Annotated in this window: 13 protein-coding genes and 1 riboswitch; of the genes, 6 read left to right on the forward strand and 7 right to left on the reverse strand. The window is 58.4% G+C overall.

Annotated features, from left to right (window positions below; genetic code table 11):
* The first annotated feature begins 17 nt into the window (after positions 1 to 17).
* Entirely contained in the window at positions 18 to 1,175 is a 1,158-nt protein-coding gene (locus BLW01_RS16045; RefSeq protein ID WP_092571541.1) for an ABC transporter permease, read from the forward strand.
* An 18-nt stretch (positions 1,176 to 1,193) separates the two neighbouring features.
* Entirely contained in the window at positions 1,194 to 2,153 is a 960-nt protein-coding gene (locus BLW01_RS16050; protein WP_092571543.1) for a D-ribose ABC transporter substrate-binding protein, read from the forward strand.
* Positions 2,154 to 2,228: 75 nt separating this feature from the next.
* Here BLW01_RS16050 and tkt read toward each other — a convergent pair whose 3' ends face one another.
* The gene (gene tkt / locus BLW01_RS16055; RefSeq protein ID WP_092571544.1) at positions 2,229 to 4,220 is read right to left on the reverse strand and encodes a transketolase; all 1,992 of its coding nucleotides are present in this window, start codon (positions 4,218 to 4,220) and stop codon (positions 2,229 to 2,231) included.
* A 347-nt stretch (positions 4,221 to 4,567) separates the two neighbouring features.
* On the opposite strand from tkt, the gene metK reads away from it, so the two are divergent.
* Both metK and ahcY read left to right on the forward strand, forming a co-directional pair.
* Positions 4,568 to 5,788: a methionine adenosyltransferase gene (gene metK, locus BLW01_RS16060; RefSeq protein ID WP_092571546.1), complete on the forward strand. Its 1,221-nt coding sequence runs from the start codon at positions 4,568 to 4,570 to the stop codon at positions 5,786 to 5,788.
* A 79-nt stretch (positions 5,789 to 5,867) separates the two neighbouring features.
* Positions 5,868 to 5,961: riboswitch (S-adenosyl-L-homocysteine riboswitch) on the forward strand.
* Between the two features lie 15 nt (positions 5,962 to 5,976).
* Positions 5,977 to 7,386 carry an adenosylhomocysteinase gene (gene ahcY / locus BLW01_RS16065; RefSeq protein WP_092571548.1) on the forward strand — a complete coding sequence of 470 codons (1,410 nt, stop codon included), beginning with the start codon at positions 5,977 to 5,979 and terminating at the stop codon, positions 7,384 to 7,386.
* Here the strand turns inward: ahcY and BLW01_RS16070 are convergent.
* From BLW01_RS16070 to BLW01_RS16080, 3 genes are all read right to left on the reverse strand, one after another.
* Positions 7,380 to 7,841, reverse strand: coding sequence for a hypothetical protein (locus tag BLW01_RS16070; RefSeq protein WP_092571550.1), 462 nt, complete (start codon positions 7,839 to 7,841; stop codon positions 7,380 to 7,382). The genes ahcY and BLW01_RS16070 overlap by 7 nt on opposite strands.
* Entirely contained in the window at positions 7,842 to 8,204 is a 363-nt protein-coding gene (locus BLW01_RS16075; RefSeq protein ID WP_229806540.1) for a DUF6152 family protein, read from the reverse strand.
* A gap of 80 nt (positions 8,205 to 8,284) precedes the next feature.
* On the reverse strand, positions 8,285 to 9,217 hold the full coding sequence (locus BLW01_RS16080; RefSeq protein ID WP_092571552.1) for an AEC family transporter: 933 nt from the start codon (positions 9,215 to 9,217) through the stop codon (positions 8,285 to 8,287).
* Positions 9,218 to 9,436: 219 nt separating this feature from the next.
* Here BLW01_RS16080 and metF point away from each other — a divergent pair, with 219 nt between their 5' ends.
* Entirely contained in the window at positions 9,437 to 10,276 is an 840-nt protein-coding gene (gene metF / locus BLW01_RS16085) for a methylenetetrahydrofolate reductase [NAD(P)H] (RefSeq protein WP_092571554.1), read from the forward strand.
* Between the two features lie 77 nt (positions 10,277 to 10,353).
* Positions 10,354 to 10,899: a superoxide dismutase family protein gene (gene sodC / locus BLW01_RS16090; protein ID WP_092571555.1), complete on the forward strand. Its 546-nt coding sequence runs from the start codon at positions 10,354 to 10,356 to the stop codon at positions 10,897 to 10,899.
* A 73-nt stretch (positions 10,900 to 10,972) separates the two neighbouring features.
* On the opposite strand, the gene BLW01_RS16095 is transcribed toward sodC, so the two are convergent.
* The 3 genes from BLW01_RS16095 to BLW01_RS16105 all read right to left on the reverse strand — a co-directional run bounded on the left by BLW01_RS16095 (position 10,973) and on the right by BLW01_RS16105 (position 14,840).
* The gene (locus BLW01_RS16095; RefSeq protein ID WP_092571557.1) at positions 10,973 to 13,168 is read right to left on the reverse strand and encodes a TRAP transporter permease; all 2,196 of its coding nucleotides are present in this window, start codon (positions 13,166 to 13,168) and stop codon (positions 10,973 to 10,975) included.
* A 90-nt stretch (positions 13,169 to 13,258) separates the two neighbouring features.
* A complete protein-coding gene (locus BLW01_RS16100; protein WP_092571559.1) occupies positions 13,259 to 14,239 on the reverse strand; it encodes a TAXI family TRAP transporter solute-binding subunit in 981 nt (326 codons plus the stop codon).
* A gap of 355 nt (positions 14,240 to 14,594) precedes the next feature.
* Positions 14,595 to 14,840, reverse strand: coding sequence for a YheV family putative zinc ribbon protein (locus BLW01_RS16105; RefSeq protein ID WP_092571561.1), 246 nt, complete (start codon positions 14,838 to 14,840; stop codon positions 14,595 to 14,597).
* Between the last annotated feature and the right edge of the window lie 14 nt (positions 14,841 to 14,854).

The raw sequence follows: 14,854 nt of genomic DNA on the forward strand, positions 1-14,854 counted from the left end.
TAGCGGAGTGAACAACAATGTCTGATACCAGCCAAGCTGCTGCCAACTCCCAGGCAACGAACGGAGCGAACGGCAGATTCGATTTGATACGCCTTTTGCTGGAAGGTCGGGCGTTCTTCGCCCTGATCGCGATTATCGTGGTCTTTTCGATACTGTCGCCGTCCTACTTCACGGTGAATAACTTTCTGACCATGTCGTCGCATGTGTCGATTTTCGCCTTGCTGTCCCTTGGTATGCTGCTGGTCATTCTCACTGGGGGAATCGATCTGTCCGTTGGTTCGACGATGGCCTTTGCAGGCGTCTTTGCCGGCTTTCTTCTGCAGGGTGTGCCACTCGAGATATTCGGCGTCGTGCTCTATCCCCCTGTATGGGTGATTGCCATCCTGACCGGCGCCCTCGGCGCTTTTGTGGGGGCGATCAATGGGGTGCTGGTCGCCTATTTCAAGGTGCCGGCGTTCGTGGCGACGCTGGGTATGCTTTATGTGGCTCGTGGTGTGGCGTTGCTCATGACGGACGGGCTGACTTACAACAACCTGGGGGGGAGCCCGGAGTTCGGTAACACCGGTTTCGACTGGCTGGGGTTCAATAAGCTTCTGGGGATTCCCGTGGGCGTGTTGATCATGGCGGTCGTCGCGATCTTGTGCCTGTTGGCGCTTAGTCGGACTCCATTTGGCCGGTGGGTCTATTCCACCGGGGGCAATGCGCGTGCTGCTGAACTCTCCGGCGTACCGGTCAAGCGTGTACAGGTGTCGGTATACGTCCTGTCGGGGATCTGTGCGGCGATTGCCGGACTGGTGTTGTCCTCGCAGCTCACTTCGGCAGGGCCTACCGCGGGAACAACGTATGAGTTGACGGCCATCGCCGGCGTGGTTATCGGTGGCGCGGCCTTGACCGGAGGGCGCGGTACGGTACGTGGAACCCTCCTTGGTGCCTTCGTGATCGGGTTCCTGTCGGACGGGCTGGTCATTGTCGGCGTTTCTTCATACTGGCAGACGGTATTTACCGGGGCTGTCATCGTTCTCGCCGTTCTGCTCAACGGTATTCAGTACCGTGGAAGGAAGCAACGTGGCGACTCTTCCCAAGACGATTCCTCTTCCTCACAGCAGGCAACGCCCTCTGCAATGGAGGCTCCTGCCGTGGAAAGCGCAGCCGGTAAGCCGGCATCACAATCATAAGAGTAAAGGTGATCCATTATGTTCATGAACGGAAAGCGCCAGTTGATCGCAACCCTGGCCATAAGTGCATCGCTGTTTGCCGGCGGTGCCATGGCACAGGACGACAAGGGGCTGATCTCCATCATCGTCAACGATACCTCGAATCCGTATTGGTTCACCGAGGGGGAGATAGCCGAGGAAACCGCTGAAGATCTTGGTTATGAAGCGGATGTCAGTGCCCACAAAGGGGACACCAATACCGAGAGTAACCAGGTCGATACGGCAATCACGAACGAGGCCAAAGCGATCATCCTTGATCCTGCCAATGCGGATGGCTCCATCGGTGCCGTTCGTAAAGCTGTCGATGCCGGTATTCCTGTCTTCACTGTCAATGCGGAGATCAACCAGCAAGACTTGGCCGAGGCGCAGCTCGTTTCCAACAACGCACAAGGGGCGGCGTTAGGCGCCAGGAAGTGGGTCGAGATTGTCGGCGACTCGGCAGATTACGTTGAACTCGAAGGCGCTCCTTCCGACAATAATGCGGCGACCCGCTCCAATGGCTATGAAACGGTTCTCAGCCAGTATCCGGATCTGGAACGCGTTGCCTCGGATGTGGCGAATTGGGATCGCACCGAGGGCAATAACAAGATGGAAAGCATGCTCCAGTCCAATCCCGATATCGATGCCGTGATCAGCGGTAACGATGAGATGGCGCTCGGAGCCATTGCGGCGTTGAAAAAGGCCGACAAGCTCGATGACGTCGTGGTCGGCGGTTTCGACGGTAGTCCCGATGCGGTTGAAGCCGTCGAGGCCGGGGAACTGGATTATACTGTGCTCCAGCCGGTTGCCGTGTTTTCCAAAGCGGCGGTCGAACAAGCGGACAAGTTTATCCGGACTGGCGAAACGGGCGTTTCTAGTGAAAAACAGCTGTTTGATTGCGTCCTGATCACCTCGGAAAACGTGGATCAATATACAGATCCGTTCGTCCTTGAGCAGTAATACCCGGTCGTAGACCGATAAAAAGGGGGCCATTCAGGCCCCCTTTTTATGATTTGCCCCGTATTCAGAGGACACTCAGTCCAGCAAGGCCCTGGCACGTTCGACGACGTTGTCGACGCGGAAGCCGAAGTGGGCGAACAGATCCCCGGCCTTGCCGGATTCGCCGAAGGTGTCCATGGCGATGATGTCACCCTCGGGACCGACATAGCGATACCAGGGCATGGGGTGGGCGGCCTCGATGGCCAGGCGCCGGGTCACTGACGGTGGCAGCACACTGTTGCGGTAGTCGGCGTCCTGGGCATCGAAGACATCGGTGGCCGGCATCGAGACCACGCGCACGGCGCGACCGGCGCTTGCCAGTTCCGCGGCGGTATCCATGGCCAGGCCCACCTCGGAGCCGGTGGCGATCAGGATCAATTCGGGGGTCCCCTCGCTGTCCTGAAGGATGTAGCCGCCGCGCAGGATGTTGGCCAGCTGCTGCTTGTCCCGCGACTGATGCGGCAGGCCCTGGCGCGACAGCACCAGCGCCGTCGGGCCGGCCTGGCGCTTGAGCGCGGCATGCCAGGCGGCGGCGGTCTCGACGTCATCCGCCGGCCGCCAGGTCGACAGGTTGGGGGTCGAACGCAAGGTCGCCAGCTGCTCGATCGGCTGGTGGGTCGGGCCATCCTCGCCGAGCCCGATGGAATCATGGGTGAACACATAGATGGCCTGCTGGCCCATCAGCGCCGCCATGCGCACCGAGTTGCGCATGTACTCCATGAAGATCAGGAAGGTCGCGGCGTAGGGAATGAACCCGCCGTGCAGGGCGATGCCGTTGGTGATGGCCCCCATGCCGAATTCGCGCACCCCGTAGTGCAGGTAGTTGCCCGAAGCGTCCTCGCGGGAGATCGCCCTGGCCCCGTCCCAGACGGTCAGGTTCGACGGAGCCAGGTCGGCACTGCCGCCGAACAGTTCCGGCAACTGCGGGCCCAGGGTGTTGAGGCAGGCCAATGAGGCCTTGCGCGAGGCGGTATCGCCGCCGTCGGCCTGGGTCGCCTCGATCAGCGCTTCGCTGCCCAGGTCCACCGGCAACTCGCCATCCAGCCGACGTTGCAGCTCTCTGGCCTGCTCGGGATAGGCCTCGGCATAGCGGGCGAAACGGGCCTGCCAGTCGGCTTCACGCTGCTCGCCGCGGGCCGTGGCATCCCAGCCCTGATACAGCGCCTCCGGAACATGGAAGGGCGCATGCGGCCAGTCGAGCCGCTCGCGGGCCGCCGCCACCTCCTCGTCACCCAACGCCGCCCCGTGGCAGGCCTCGGTGCCCTGCTTGTTGGGCGCGCCGAAGCCGATCACGGTCCGGCAGACGATCAGCGACGGCCGATCGTCATGCTGACGGGCCAGCTCGATCGCCGCCTTGACCTCGTCCGGATCGTGGCCGTCCACTGCCGGCACCACATGCCAGCCATAGGCCTCGAAGCGCCTGGCGGTATCGTCGGTGAACCAGGCCTCGACCTCGCCATCGATGGAAATGCCGTTGTCATCGTAGAAGGTGATCAGTTTCCCCAGCCCCAGGGTGCCGGCCAGCGAGCTCACCTCATGGGAAATGCCCTCCATCAGGCAGCCGTCGCCGACGAAACAGTAGGTGTAATGGTCGATGATGGCATGCCCGGGCTGGTTGAACTGGGCCGCCAGGGTCTTCTCGGCGATGGCCATGCCGACGGCATTGGCCAGTCCCTGGCCGAGCGGCCCGGTAGTGGTCTCCACGCCCGGCGTGTAGCCGAACTCCGGATGGCCCGGTGTCCTGGAGTGCAGCTGGCGAAAGTGCTGCAGGTCCTCGAGGCTGACGCCATAGCCGGTCAGGTGGAGCAGGGAATAGAGCAGCATCGAGCCATGGCCGTTGGAGAGCACGAAGCGATCGCGGTTGGGCCAGTCGGGGTTGGCGGGGTTGTGCTGGAGGTAATCGTTCCACAGCACTTCGGCGATGTCGGCCATGCCCATGGGGGCACCGGGGTGGCCGGAGTTGGCCTTCTGGACGGCGTCCATGGACAGGGCCCGAATGGCGTTGGCCAGTTCGAAACGGGATGGCATTGCGTAGCTCCTCGCCTGCAGCAAACGTAATATCAGCAGTGCGGCGATCGGTGGCGCTCTGGCAACCCCCGCCGGCACGATCTTCTGGCTGGGAAGTGTCGCGTAAACGGCGACACCGTTGAATCGAAGCGCCTATTGTCGCCGACTTGACCTTCTGCATCAAATCATGATGCGTGTTCTTCGGGTCAATCAGGTGAGATTCTAGGAACCGGCGCCAGCAGCGTGTAAAATCCCACTCCCAACCCTATCTCGGGCTGTCGTGGCGCCACGAGTGGTGATTGTCGAGGCGCTTGTGTTCCCTTCTTGATCCGCATCTAGCGGGCAAGAGCCAGACGGTCGATAACGCTATGAGCGATTATTCCCTGTTTACTTCCGAATCCGTGTCCGAAGGTCATCCGGACAAGATCGCCGACCAGATTTCCGATGCCGTGCTCGATGCCATCATCGCACGTGACAAGCAGGCGCGCGTGGCGTGCGAGACACTGGTCAAGACCGGTGTGGCAATCGTTGCCGGCGAGATCACGACCAGCGCCTGGGTCGACCTCGAAGAGTTGGTGCGTCAGGTGATCCGGGATATCGGGTATACTTCATCGGATGTCGGTTTCGATGGCGAGACGTGTGGTGTGCTCAACTTGATCGGCAAGCAGAGTGTCGACATCGCTCAGGGTGTCGACCGTAGCAAGCCCGAAGACCAGGGCGCCGGTGATCAAGGGTTGATGTTCGGTTATGCGACCAATGAAACCGAGTCCTATATGCCGGCGCCGATTCATTATGCGCATCGCCTGGTCGAACGACAGGCCGAACTGCGCAAGAACGGCATGCTGCCCTGGTTGCGCCCCGATGCCAAGAGTCAGGTCACTTTCCGTTATGACGACGACGGCAAGCCGGTGGCCGTGGACGCAGTAGTGCTATCGACCCAGCATGATCCGTCGATCGACCAGGACCAGCTGCGCACCATGGTCAAGCGCGAGATCATCGAGACAGTGCTGCCTGCCGAGTGGCTGACGGCGAGCACCAAATACCATATCAACCCGACCGGCAAGTTCGTGATCGGCGGTCCGGTGGGTGATTGTGGCCTGACAGGGCGCAAGATCATCGTCGATACGTACGGCGGTATGGCGCGCCACGGAGGCGGCGCCTTCTCGGGCAAGGACCCCTCGAAAGTGGACCGCAGCGCGACCTATGCAGGCCGTTACGTGGCCAAGAACATTGTGGCCGCAGGGCTTGCCGATAAATGCGAGATTCAGGTGTCGTATGCCATCGGCGTCGCCGAGCCGACCTCGGTATCGATCAATACCTTCGGCACCGGCAAGGTCGGGGATGACCGCATCATCGAGTTGGTGCGCGAACACTTCGACCTGCGTCCCAATGCCATTACCCGGATGCTTGATCTGTTACATCCCATGTATCAACTGACAGCGTCGTATGGTCACTTCGGCCGGGAGCCGTTTGAGACGACTTATACGTGGAGCGATGTCAACGGGGAGAAGCACACCGAGACCTTCACTGCGTTCCCGTGGGAGCGGACTGACAAGGTGCAAGCACTGAAAGATGCTGCGGGAGTGTGATGGCTCCCCGGCTCGAGAGATGAATGGCGGTGTATCGGCAATCGATGAGGTTGCAGTGGATACACGGCATCGATACTGGCCGTTCGAGGGGCGCTGCAGTTCTGGCGACATGGCAATGTTGCGAGAGCGAGGCTCGAATGGACTCAATCAATGAATAACGGCGCCCATTCCTGATCAGGAGTGGAAACATGAGTCAATTGGCTTCCGCCGATACGATGGCCCCGGATTACCGTGTGGCCGATATCTCGCTGGCCGAACTCGGGCGTCGCGAGATTCGCATTGCCGAAACGGAAATGCCGGCGTTGATGAAGATTCGTGAGAAGTATCGTCAGCAGCAGCCTCTCAAAGAGGCACGTATTGCCGGCTGCATTCACATGACGATCCAGACAGCCGTGCTGATCGAGACCCTGGTCGAGCTCGGTGCCAGTGTGCGCTGGTCGTCTTGCAACATCTTCTCGACTCAGGATCATGCGGCTGCCGCGATCGCCGATGCCGGCATTCCGGTGTTCGCCTGGAAAGGGGAAACTGAAGAAGAGTTCTGGTGGTGCATTGAGCAGACCGTATCAGGCCCAGAGGGCTGGAAACCCAACATGGTGCTCGATGACGGTGGAGACCTGACACAATTGCTGCATGACAAGCATCCCGAATTGCTCGATGCAATTCACGGCATCAGCGAAGAAACCACGACCGGGGTTCACCGTCTGCACGACATGCTGCGTGACGGATCGCTCAAGGTGCCGGCTATCAACGTCAATGATGCGGTCACCAAATCCAAAAACGATAATAAATACGGCTGCCGCCATAGCCTTAACGATGCCATCAAGCGTGGTCTTGATCATCTGATGGCAGGCAAGCAGGCGTTGGTGGTCGGTTATGGTGACGTCGGCAAGGGGTCGGCGGCGTCGTTGCGTCAGGAAGGCATGATCGTCAAGGTGACCGAGATCGATCCGATCTGTGCAATGCAGGCCTGCATGGACGGCTTTGAAGTGGTCTCTCCCTATCGTGATGGGATCAATCAGGGGATGGAAAGCATCGATGCCGACCTGATGGGCAAGATCGACCTGGTCGTGACGACGACCGGTAACGTCAATGCCTGCGATGCACCTATGTTGCAGACGCTCAAGAAAGGCGCGGTCGTCTGCAACATTGGCCACTTCGACAATGAGATCGATACCGCCTTCATGCGCGAGCAGTGGCATTGGGAAGAGATCAAGCCGCAGGTCCACAAGGTGTATCGGGACAGCACGCCGGGAGACTACAGTCCGGATAGCGACGATTATCTACTGTTGTTGTCCGAAGGGCGTCTGGTCAACCTGGGGAATGCTACCGGCCATCCTTCACGCATCATGGACGGCTCCTTTGCCAACCAGGTCCTGGCACAGATTCACCTGTACGAACGTCGCTTCGCTGATCTGCCGGCAGCGGAGAAGGCGAAAGCGGTCACGCTGTCCGTGCTTCCCAAGCATCTCGATGAAGAGGTGGCCCGCTATATGGTGGAAGGGTTCGGTGGCGTGATCACGAAGATGACACCGGATCAGTCCGAATATACCGGTGTACCACTGGAAGGTCCCTACAAGACCGACGAGTATCGTTACTGAACGAAGGCCAGAAAACGTCCGGCTCCCAAGGTTGCCAGCCATAATAGCAACGACGCGGTGCCGGCTCTGGCTAGAAAGGCGGCCGAGGCCCCGGTGAGACCGGGGCCGAGGTTGAGAACCAGGGCATTGATCAGTGCCAGGCCGATACACACCAGTTTGAGTTGAAACAACGGCATGGCGGCGTAATCGACTGGGTCGGCCAGGAAAAGCAGTCCCCCCATGGCCATAGCCACCACCAGGCCGATGATGGCGATCGGTTGTAGTAACCCGGCCAGCTCGTGGGGTTCGATACCGCGGCGCCACCCCATCAATCGCAAGTCCAGCGGTACGATGGCCCCCACCAAAAGAGCAATACCCAACACATGCAGGGTGTTGACGATGGCGTAGCCCCAACGCGACAAGCGTATCCATTCCGCCAGCGTTGTTTGCGCCAGTAGTTCGAGCAATCCTGTCACTCAAATACGATCCGGATAGAGCACATAGTGCTGGTCGTCGATCCACAGTTGCTCCGCCTTGAGCAGGTGCTCTCCGGAATGCTCTCCCGAGACCCGGATCTCGACACCGGTAGCGAGATCACCCTCTGCCAGCCCGGCTCTTTCGTTACGCCAGGGCTGGCCAACCTCGACCGTCCAGGCGGTGCCTTCGACATCCAGGACCAATTCGCCATGTGGATTGCCGAGTTCGACGTCGACGACTTCACCTGACAATTCGATGGTATCGCCACCGGTCCAGCCATGATGCGCATGTGCTGGTATCCCGAGCAGCAGGCTGAAGAGAGCGCAGAGTGTGAAAATGGAAATCTGTCGGCACTGTCTCATGGCATGCACCCCTGAGAGAACGGAGACTCTAACAATCTAGAACGACCGGCCCTGGCTGCAAAGCAAAAAATGCCCGCACGCTATCCCACCAGCCGTGACAGTGTCTGAAGGTAGATGGGGACCACCAAAGGGGCTGCCAGTGTCGTCACGAGCACCGCTATCGCGCCCTTCTCGGGACGAATCTCCAGTTCCATGGCCACGACGACGACATTGGCTGCCATGGGCACGACACCCAACAGCAGCAGCGTGGTCTGCAAATGCTCACTGATACCGAACGGCTGCAAAACCAGCACTGCAATCAGGCTGACCAGAGGCCACAAAAGAAAACGCGCTGCCACACATGCGGTAATGAAACGGGCATCCCACTGCCGGATGGCAACATTCCCCAGTGTCATTCCGATGATCATCATGCCGAGCAGCGTGTAGGTGGATGGAAAGACTTCCATTCCATCCAGCACAGCCTCAGGTATGTCGATCTGCAGTGCGCTTGCCAGCAAGGCGGCAAGGAAGGCATAGATCAAGGGCAGTCTGACGATTCTTGTCAGGCTCTGACGAACCGAGAAGCGGCCGCGTGCACTGATATAGAAGCCAACGGTGAACTCATAGAGTGTAATGCCGAGCAGGCTGAACAGATAGAGGGTGACCCCTTCGGGGGGGAGTAACACCATGGCAATCGGCAGTCCGAAATAGCCGGTATTCCCTGTGCCCGCGGAAAAAGCCAGCAGGGCGGCTTCCTGCGGGGCAAACCAGTGGCGAGTCAGATATTGCGTGAGTAGTCCGATCAGGCTGGCGGTGATGAAGAGCCCCAACGTCAAAAGTAGATAATCGACTGTCGGCCCCCCGAGTGTCAGGCTACGAAAGAAGGTCAGTGGCGCGATGATATAGACCAGCAACGTGGCGATGGGACGAGGGTCGATGGACAGGCGCTTGGTGCATAGCCAACCGAGGCCGACAAAAGCGAGTAGCGTCCATAGTGGTACCAGAAGCGTGGTGCTGAAATCGGATTCGGCCATGGCGTCTCGTCCCTGAAAGAAATGCTGATCTTGCCTGTTCCGGATAATACTGACAGGTCGCGAGAGGATCGCAACTTGATGAAAATCGAAGATCCGGCGGGGAAACTTTCATTGGTGATTCGGGTCGGGAATCGGCAAAATGCCTGCCTGTAAACGTCCGTGCTGTATTGTCGGTCCGTTTCCTGAACAAGCAATAGGGCACCGAAGAGAGTAGCGTCAATGAGTTCATATGTATCATCGCTTGATATCAGTTTCGAATTTTTTCCGCCCAGCACCGAGGCGGGACATGAGAAACTGATGCGTACCCGTGATGCCCTGGCCGAGCGTGATCCCCGTTTCTTTTCGGTGACGTATGGTGCGGGGGGCTCGACACAGGCGAGAACCACCCAGACGGTCCAGGCGGTACGGGAATGCGGTATCGATACGGCCCCGCATTTATCCTGCATCGGCAGCGACAAGTCGACGCTCCGCCAGCTGCTCGCCGACTATCGCCAGACCGGTATCCGGAAGTTGGTGGCATTACGTGGTGATCTTCCGTCGGGAATGGGGGTTCCGGGCGAGTTGCGCTATGCCAATGAACTGGTGGAGTTCATCCGTGAGGAGACCGGCGATCACTTCGAGATTGCCGTTGCCGGCTATCCGGAAAGCCATCCGCAGGCCCCGAGTTTCGAGCGGGATCTGGAAAACTTCGTACGCAAGGTCAAGGCCGGGGCCGATGTCGCCATCACTCAGTACTTCTTCAATCCCGAGGCCTATTATCATTTTGTCGAGCGGGCGACAGCCATGGGGGTGGAGGTGCCCATCGTGCCAGGCATCATGCCTATAACCAATTATACAAAGCTGGCACGCTTCTCGGATGCCTGCGGTGCCGATATTCCCCGCTGGATTCGCAAACAGTTGGAAGCCTACGGTGATGATAGCGAGAGCATTCGTGCCTTCGGCGAGGAGGTCATCTCGAGGCTGTGTCAGCGTCTGCTCGATGATGGCGCGCCGGGCTTGCATTTCTATACGCTCAACCAGGCCGATGCCACGCTCAAGGTCCTGGACAATCTCTCCTGATCCGTCTTTGGTCAATCGGCGGCATAACGTCTAGCCTGAATAGTGCTCCCACCATGGAACTGGAAAGGAGAGACATCATGAAACGAAATGTCATGGTATTGGGTACCATTGCTGCATCATTGCTGTTGAGCAGCACCCTTCAGGCCGAGCAGAGTCAGCAAATCGAAATGCATGAAGTGAGTGCCGATGGTGTGGGTGAGCCGATCGGTACAGTGCAGGTCGAGGATAGCGAACATGGCTTGTTGTTGACGCCTTCCCTGAGCGATTTACCGGCAGGCGGTCATGGATTCCATGTACACGAGAATCCGAGCTGCGAACCTGGTGAAAACGACAGTGGGGAAATGACGCCAGCCTTGTCTGCCGGGGGGCATTATGACCCTGATGAGGCAGGTAGCCATGAAGGCCCTTATGGGGACGGTCACCTCGGTGATTTGCCGCTGTTGACGGTCAATGACAATGGCGAGGCTGTTACGCCGGTACTGGCACCGCGTCTGTCCGTTGACGACCTGGACGGTCGCAGTCTGATGGTTCATGCAGGCGGCGACAACTATTCCGATGACCCCGACGCCCTGGGGGGCGGCGGTAGCCGTATTGCCTGTGGCGTCATTGACTTGTCTTCCTGACAGCCGAGCATGCATGAAAAAAGACCGCCGGCGAGATTCCGCCGGCGGTCTTTTTGATAAAGCAAGAAACCCTTCAGGGTTTTTCCGTCATCTTGCCTATTGGCGATGACGGGCGGCGCTGAAGAACCAACAGTATTGCCCCAATGGCGAGTCCAGCCAGGTCCGTGTAAATGCCGCCATAAATCATGAATATGGCACCTACCAGCATGACCAGACGCATCCAGGGTTTGGCCGGGCCGAAGAACCAGGCTTGAACGGCTGCCGCCAGCAACACGATACCCAGTATCGCCGTGCAAGCAACACGCAATATTTGCAGCCATGAACCTTCCATCAGCATAGCCGGACTGTAGAAGAACATGAACGGCACGATGAAGGCTGCCAGGCCAATCTTGAAGGACGTCACCGAGGTCTCCATGGCATTGGCGCCCGAGATGCCGGAAGCGGCATAGGAGGCCAGTGCGACGGGAGGGGTGATGGCCGAGACGACAGCGAAATAGAACACGAAGAAGTGCGCGACCAGAGGTTGGATCCCGATGTTGATAAGACCGGGTGCGACGACCGAAGCGGCAACCGCGTAGGCCGCTGTCGTGGGCATCCCCATGCCCAGCAGGATGCTGATGCACATGGCAAAGAATAGCGCCAGCAACTGACTGAATCCCGCCAGTCCGAGCAGCAGGGAGGAGAAACGTGCCCCCACGCCGGTCAGTGAGATCACGCCGACGATGATACCGGCACAGGCACAGACGGCGATGATCTGGATGGACATGTTACCGGCGAGCCCCAATGCCCGCAGAATCTCGCGGATGCCCATCTTGTTGGGGGAGATCCAACTGACCACAGCGGCCGAAATGGTAGCCAGCGTACCGGCCCGAATGACCGAATATCCCATGAACAGAGCGGCGATCAGGATGATGATCGGTGCGAAGAGATAGACTTGCTTGACCAGTCGGCGGAATTTCGGGATTTCATCCTTCCGCATGCCACGCATGCCTTTGTAGGCGGCTTCGAAATCGACCATGAAATAGACCGACGCGAAGTACAGCGCGGCGGGAATCAGAGCGGCTACCGCGATTTCGGTATACGGGATGCCCGTAATCTCCGCCATGATGAATGCGCCCGCACCCATGATAGGCGGCATGATTTGCCCGCCGGTCGAGGCAGCCGCTTCGATGGCTCCGGCACTCCGGCTGGGGTAGCCGACCTTCTTCATCAACGGGATGGTCAGTGATCCGGTCGAGACCACATTGCCTGCCGAGGTCCCATTGATCATTCCCATCAGCCCGGAAGCGAAGATCGCGACCTTGGCTGGTCCACCACGTGCCCGACCGGCAGCGGCAAAGGCGAAATTGATAAAGTAATCGCCAACCTTGGACGCTTGCAGAAACGCAGCGAAGATAATGAACAGGATGATATAGGTCGATGATACGGCAGTCGTGGGACCCAATATCCCTGCGTCGGTATAAATCTGACTGAAGAAACGGCCAACCGAGAGGCCGGGATACCCAAGGAAGCCGGGCAGGTACGGTCCGACGAATACATAGCCCAGAAAACAGGCGGCGATGACGATTAATGCCATGCCTGCAACCCGACGCGTCAATTCCAGAATCAGCAAGGATCCGGCAATGGCTGCATACGAGATGCCCATTGGCGCCATTGATGTCCCGGTCGACATGCGTAAGGGGGTGTTGTAGATCACGAGAAGATAGCCGGCACTGGACAGGGCACACAGCATGAGAACCAGGTCGGATGCCGGTAGGCGTGCACGTTCATGGCGGTTAAACCATGACAGGACAATGGCGGCCAATGTGGTCAATATCAGTGGATAACCGTAGTGCCAAGCCTCGACGTGAGGCTCGATGCGCATCGCTCCACCGAGGATGGTCTGCTTCATCAAGGCGACCTGCACTAATGTGTAAAAGGCAGGAATCAGCAGGGCATATCCCATCCAGTTCAGCCAATGAGAGGGCGTGTGGGGCGGCGTGTCGGTATGAAATCGGGTACCGGCATAGATTCCATAGCCGAGGATCAACGCGCCACAAATGTGGATGATGCGAAACGACCAGGTTTCCATCGGTAGCACGTTGAGAGAAATGAGGTGAAACGACGAATAAAGGATGGCCAGGACGCCGAACGCGAACCAAAGCCTACCGCTGAAAACCCGTCGGTTGGCTTCGATGATTTCGTCGTCGACATTCTCGGCAACCGTTTCAGTGGCCGCTTTCTGGATGTCCGTATCGGCCGAGGTCCCCTTGTCGGGTGTGTTGCTCATGGGTGCATTACCCCTGGAATGAACTGGCAAAGGTAAAACGGCCATGCCCTACCAGGTAGGGCATGGTGTTGGGCAATGAAGCGGGTCGAATCAACGAATCATGTCATCGTCGATGTCATAGCCGTTTTCATTGAACCAACGCGCCGCTCCGGGATGGAAAGGCAGCACTTCGTTGTACTTCACGTTCTCGGGAACCGTGAATTCGGCACTGCGATGGATATCACGCATCTTGTCGTTGTTTTCCATGGTGATGCGGGTCACTTCGTAGACGAAGTCTTCCGGCAGATCACAACCGGCGATGGCGAAGTTCCACATGGAAACGGCACGTGCGTCTTCCTCGAGGGTCTCGTAGGTGTCAGCCGGAATCATGAATTCAGAGACCGGGAACTCTTCGAGGACTTTCTGCTGTTCCTCTTCGGTGAATTCGATGATGTTGACGTCGGTTTGTACTTCGAGCTGACTGACGGCCGGAATAGGAATACCGGCGGCAAACGCGATGACATCGATCAGGCCATCCTGAAGCTGGCCACCCAGGTCATTCCATCCGCCGTTCTGACGCTCGAAGTCGACACCCAGAGTTTCCAGGATTTCGGGGAAATAAGTGTCTGACGTCGAGCCCGAGGGACCGAAGCCAATGCTGGCACCATCCGGGATTTCGCTGATGGAAGTAATGTCCGAATCGCTCAGCGCCGTGATGGAGAACGGCGTTTCATACATCGGGAACATGGCGCAGGCATTGTCTAGCGGCATCCCGGGGGCCAGGTCACTCTCGCCAGCTTCAGCTTCGGCGGCCGGTCCCATGGTTGTCATGCCGAAGGCGACATCCCCTTCGTGAACTAGCGCCAAATTCTGAACGGGGCCGCCCGTCACTTCACCGCCACCTGAGATGTCCAGCTCATCGGCAATCATATTGGCCCAACCGGAGCCGTACACGTAATAAGTGCCGCCTTGACTGGCCGTTCCCATGGTAAAGCTCTCGGGCCAATCGTCTCTGTCGGCGTGAGCGGTCCCGGCGGCGAGCAATGCGCCGACGAGGGTGCTGGTCATCACCGTGGTTGCTGTTTTGCGCATGACATGACTCCTTATATGGTTATGATTCTGAGTAGGCCCATGAATTGTAGGGGGACGCATGCATCTTCATTCAGGCTAGACCTGGTAGCGTCATCTTGCTTGCTTATACCCTATGGGCAACTCACTCCTTGGTAGGGCAAGCATCCTGCCAAATGGGACAAATAGTATAATTATCAGTATTTTGCTTTTGTTTTATGCGACTTAAGTAGCACTGGGTGGCATTCGAGCTGTCCGGAAGTTCGCACAATGGCGGGTTGAAGGTATGCGGAATTCCGCACAAAAACGCCCAGGCTTGGAGTGCAGTTCTCGAACCTGGGCGTTTGGTGCAGTCACTGTTGGAGAGGTTGGCGGTAGACTATCGACGTCGTGGATCCAGAATCTTGACGGTCTGTATCGTGTCCTCTTGTTGCTCCTGTCGCGACCGATTGACCCGGGTTTCCAGTTCCGGCATGTCCGACGATTCGATAGGCAACTGCTCAAAGAAATCGCAGGCAACGCAATCCCGGTAACGTATACCATTCTGTTCCCAGGCGCGGATGCGGTCCATGGCGGCACATCTAGGGCAGATAGCGCCAGCGATAAAGCGTTTCACTGCAGCCATCGACGACGTTCTCC

Origin of the sequence: Aidingimonas halophila, from assembly GCF_900106955.1 — a bacterium.
Taxonomy (GTDB): Bacteria; Pseudomonadota; Gammaproteobacteria; order Pseudomonadales; family Halomonadaceae; genus Aidingimonas; species Aidingimonas halophila.

Bases quoted from the DNA above. Each gene is read 5' to 3' on its own strand.
- BLW01_RS16045 (WP_092571541.1), top strand. From the start codon at position 18: ATGTCTGATACCAGCCAAGCTGCTGCCAACTCCCAGGCAACGAACGGA.
- BLW01_RS16050 (WP_092571543.1), top strand. From the start codon at position 1,194: ATGTTCATGAACGGAAAGCGCCAGTTGATCGCAACCCTGGCCATAAGT.
- tkt (WP_092571544.1), bottom strand. From the start codon at position 4,220: ATGCCATCCCGTTTCGAACTGGCCAACGCCATTCGGGCCCTGTCCATG.
- metK (WP_092571546.1), top strand. From the start codon at position 4,568: ATGAGCGATTATTCCCTGTTTACTTCCGAATCCGTGTCCGAAGGTCAT.
- ahcY (WP_092571548.1), top strand. From the start codon at position 5,977: ATGAGTCAATTGGCTTCCGCCGATACGATGGCCCCGGATTACCGTGTG.
- BLW01_RS16075 (WP_229806540.1), bottom strand. From the start codon at position 8,204: ATGAGACAGTGCCGACAGATTTCCATTTTCACACTCTGCGCTCTCTTC.
- BLW01_RS16080 (WP_092571552.1), bottom strand. From the start codon at position 9,217: ATGGCCGAATCCGATTTCAGCACCACGCTTCTGGTACCACTATGGACG.
- metF (WP_092571554.1), top strand. From the start codon at position 9,437: ATGAGTTCATATGTATCATCGCTTGATATCAGTTTCGAATTTTTTCCG.
- sodC (WP_092571555.1), top strand. From the start codon at position 10,354: ATGAAACGAAATGTCATGGTATTGGGTACCATTGCTGCATCATTGCTG.
- BLW01_RS16095 (WP_092571557.1), bottom strand. From the start codon at position 13,168: ATGAGCAACACACCCGACAAGGGGACCTCGGCCGATACGGACATCCAG.
- BLW01_RS16100 (WP_092571559.1), bottom strand. From the start codon at position 14,239: ATGCGCAAAACAGCAACCACGGTGATGACCAGCACCCTCGTCGGCGCA.
- BLW01_RS16105 (WP_092571561.1), bottom strand. From the start codon at position 14,840: ATGGCTGCAGTGAAACGCTTTATCGCTGGCGCTATCTGCCCTAGATGT.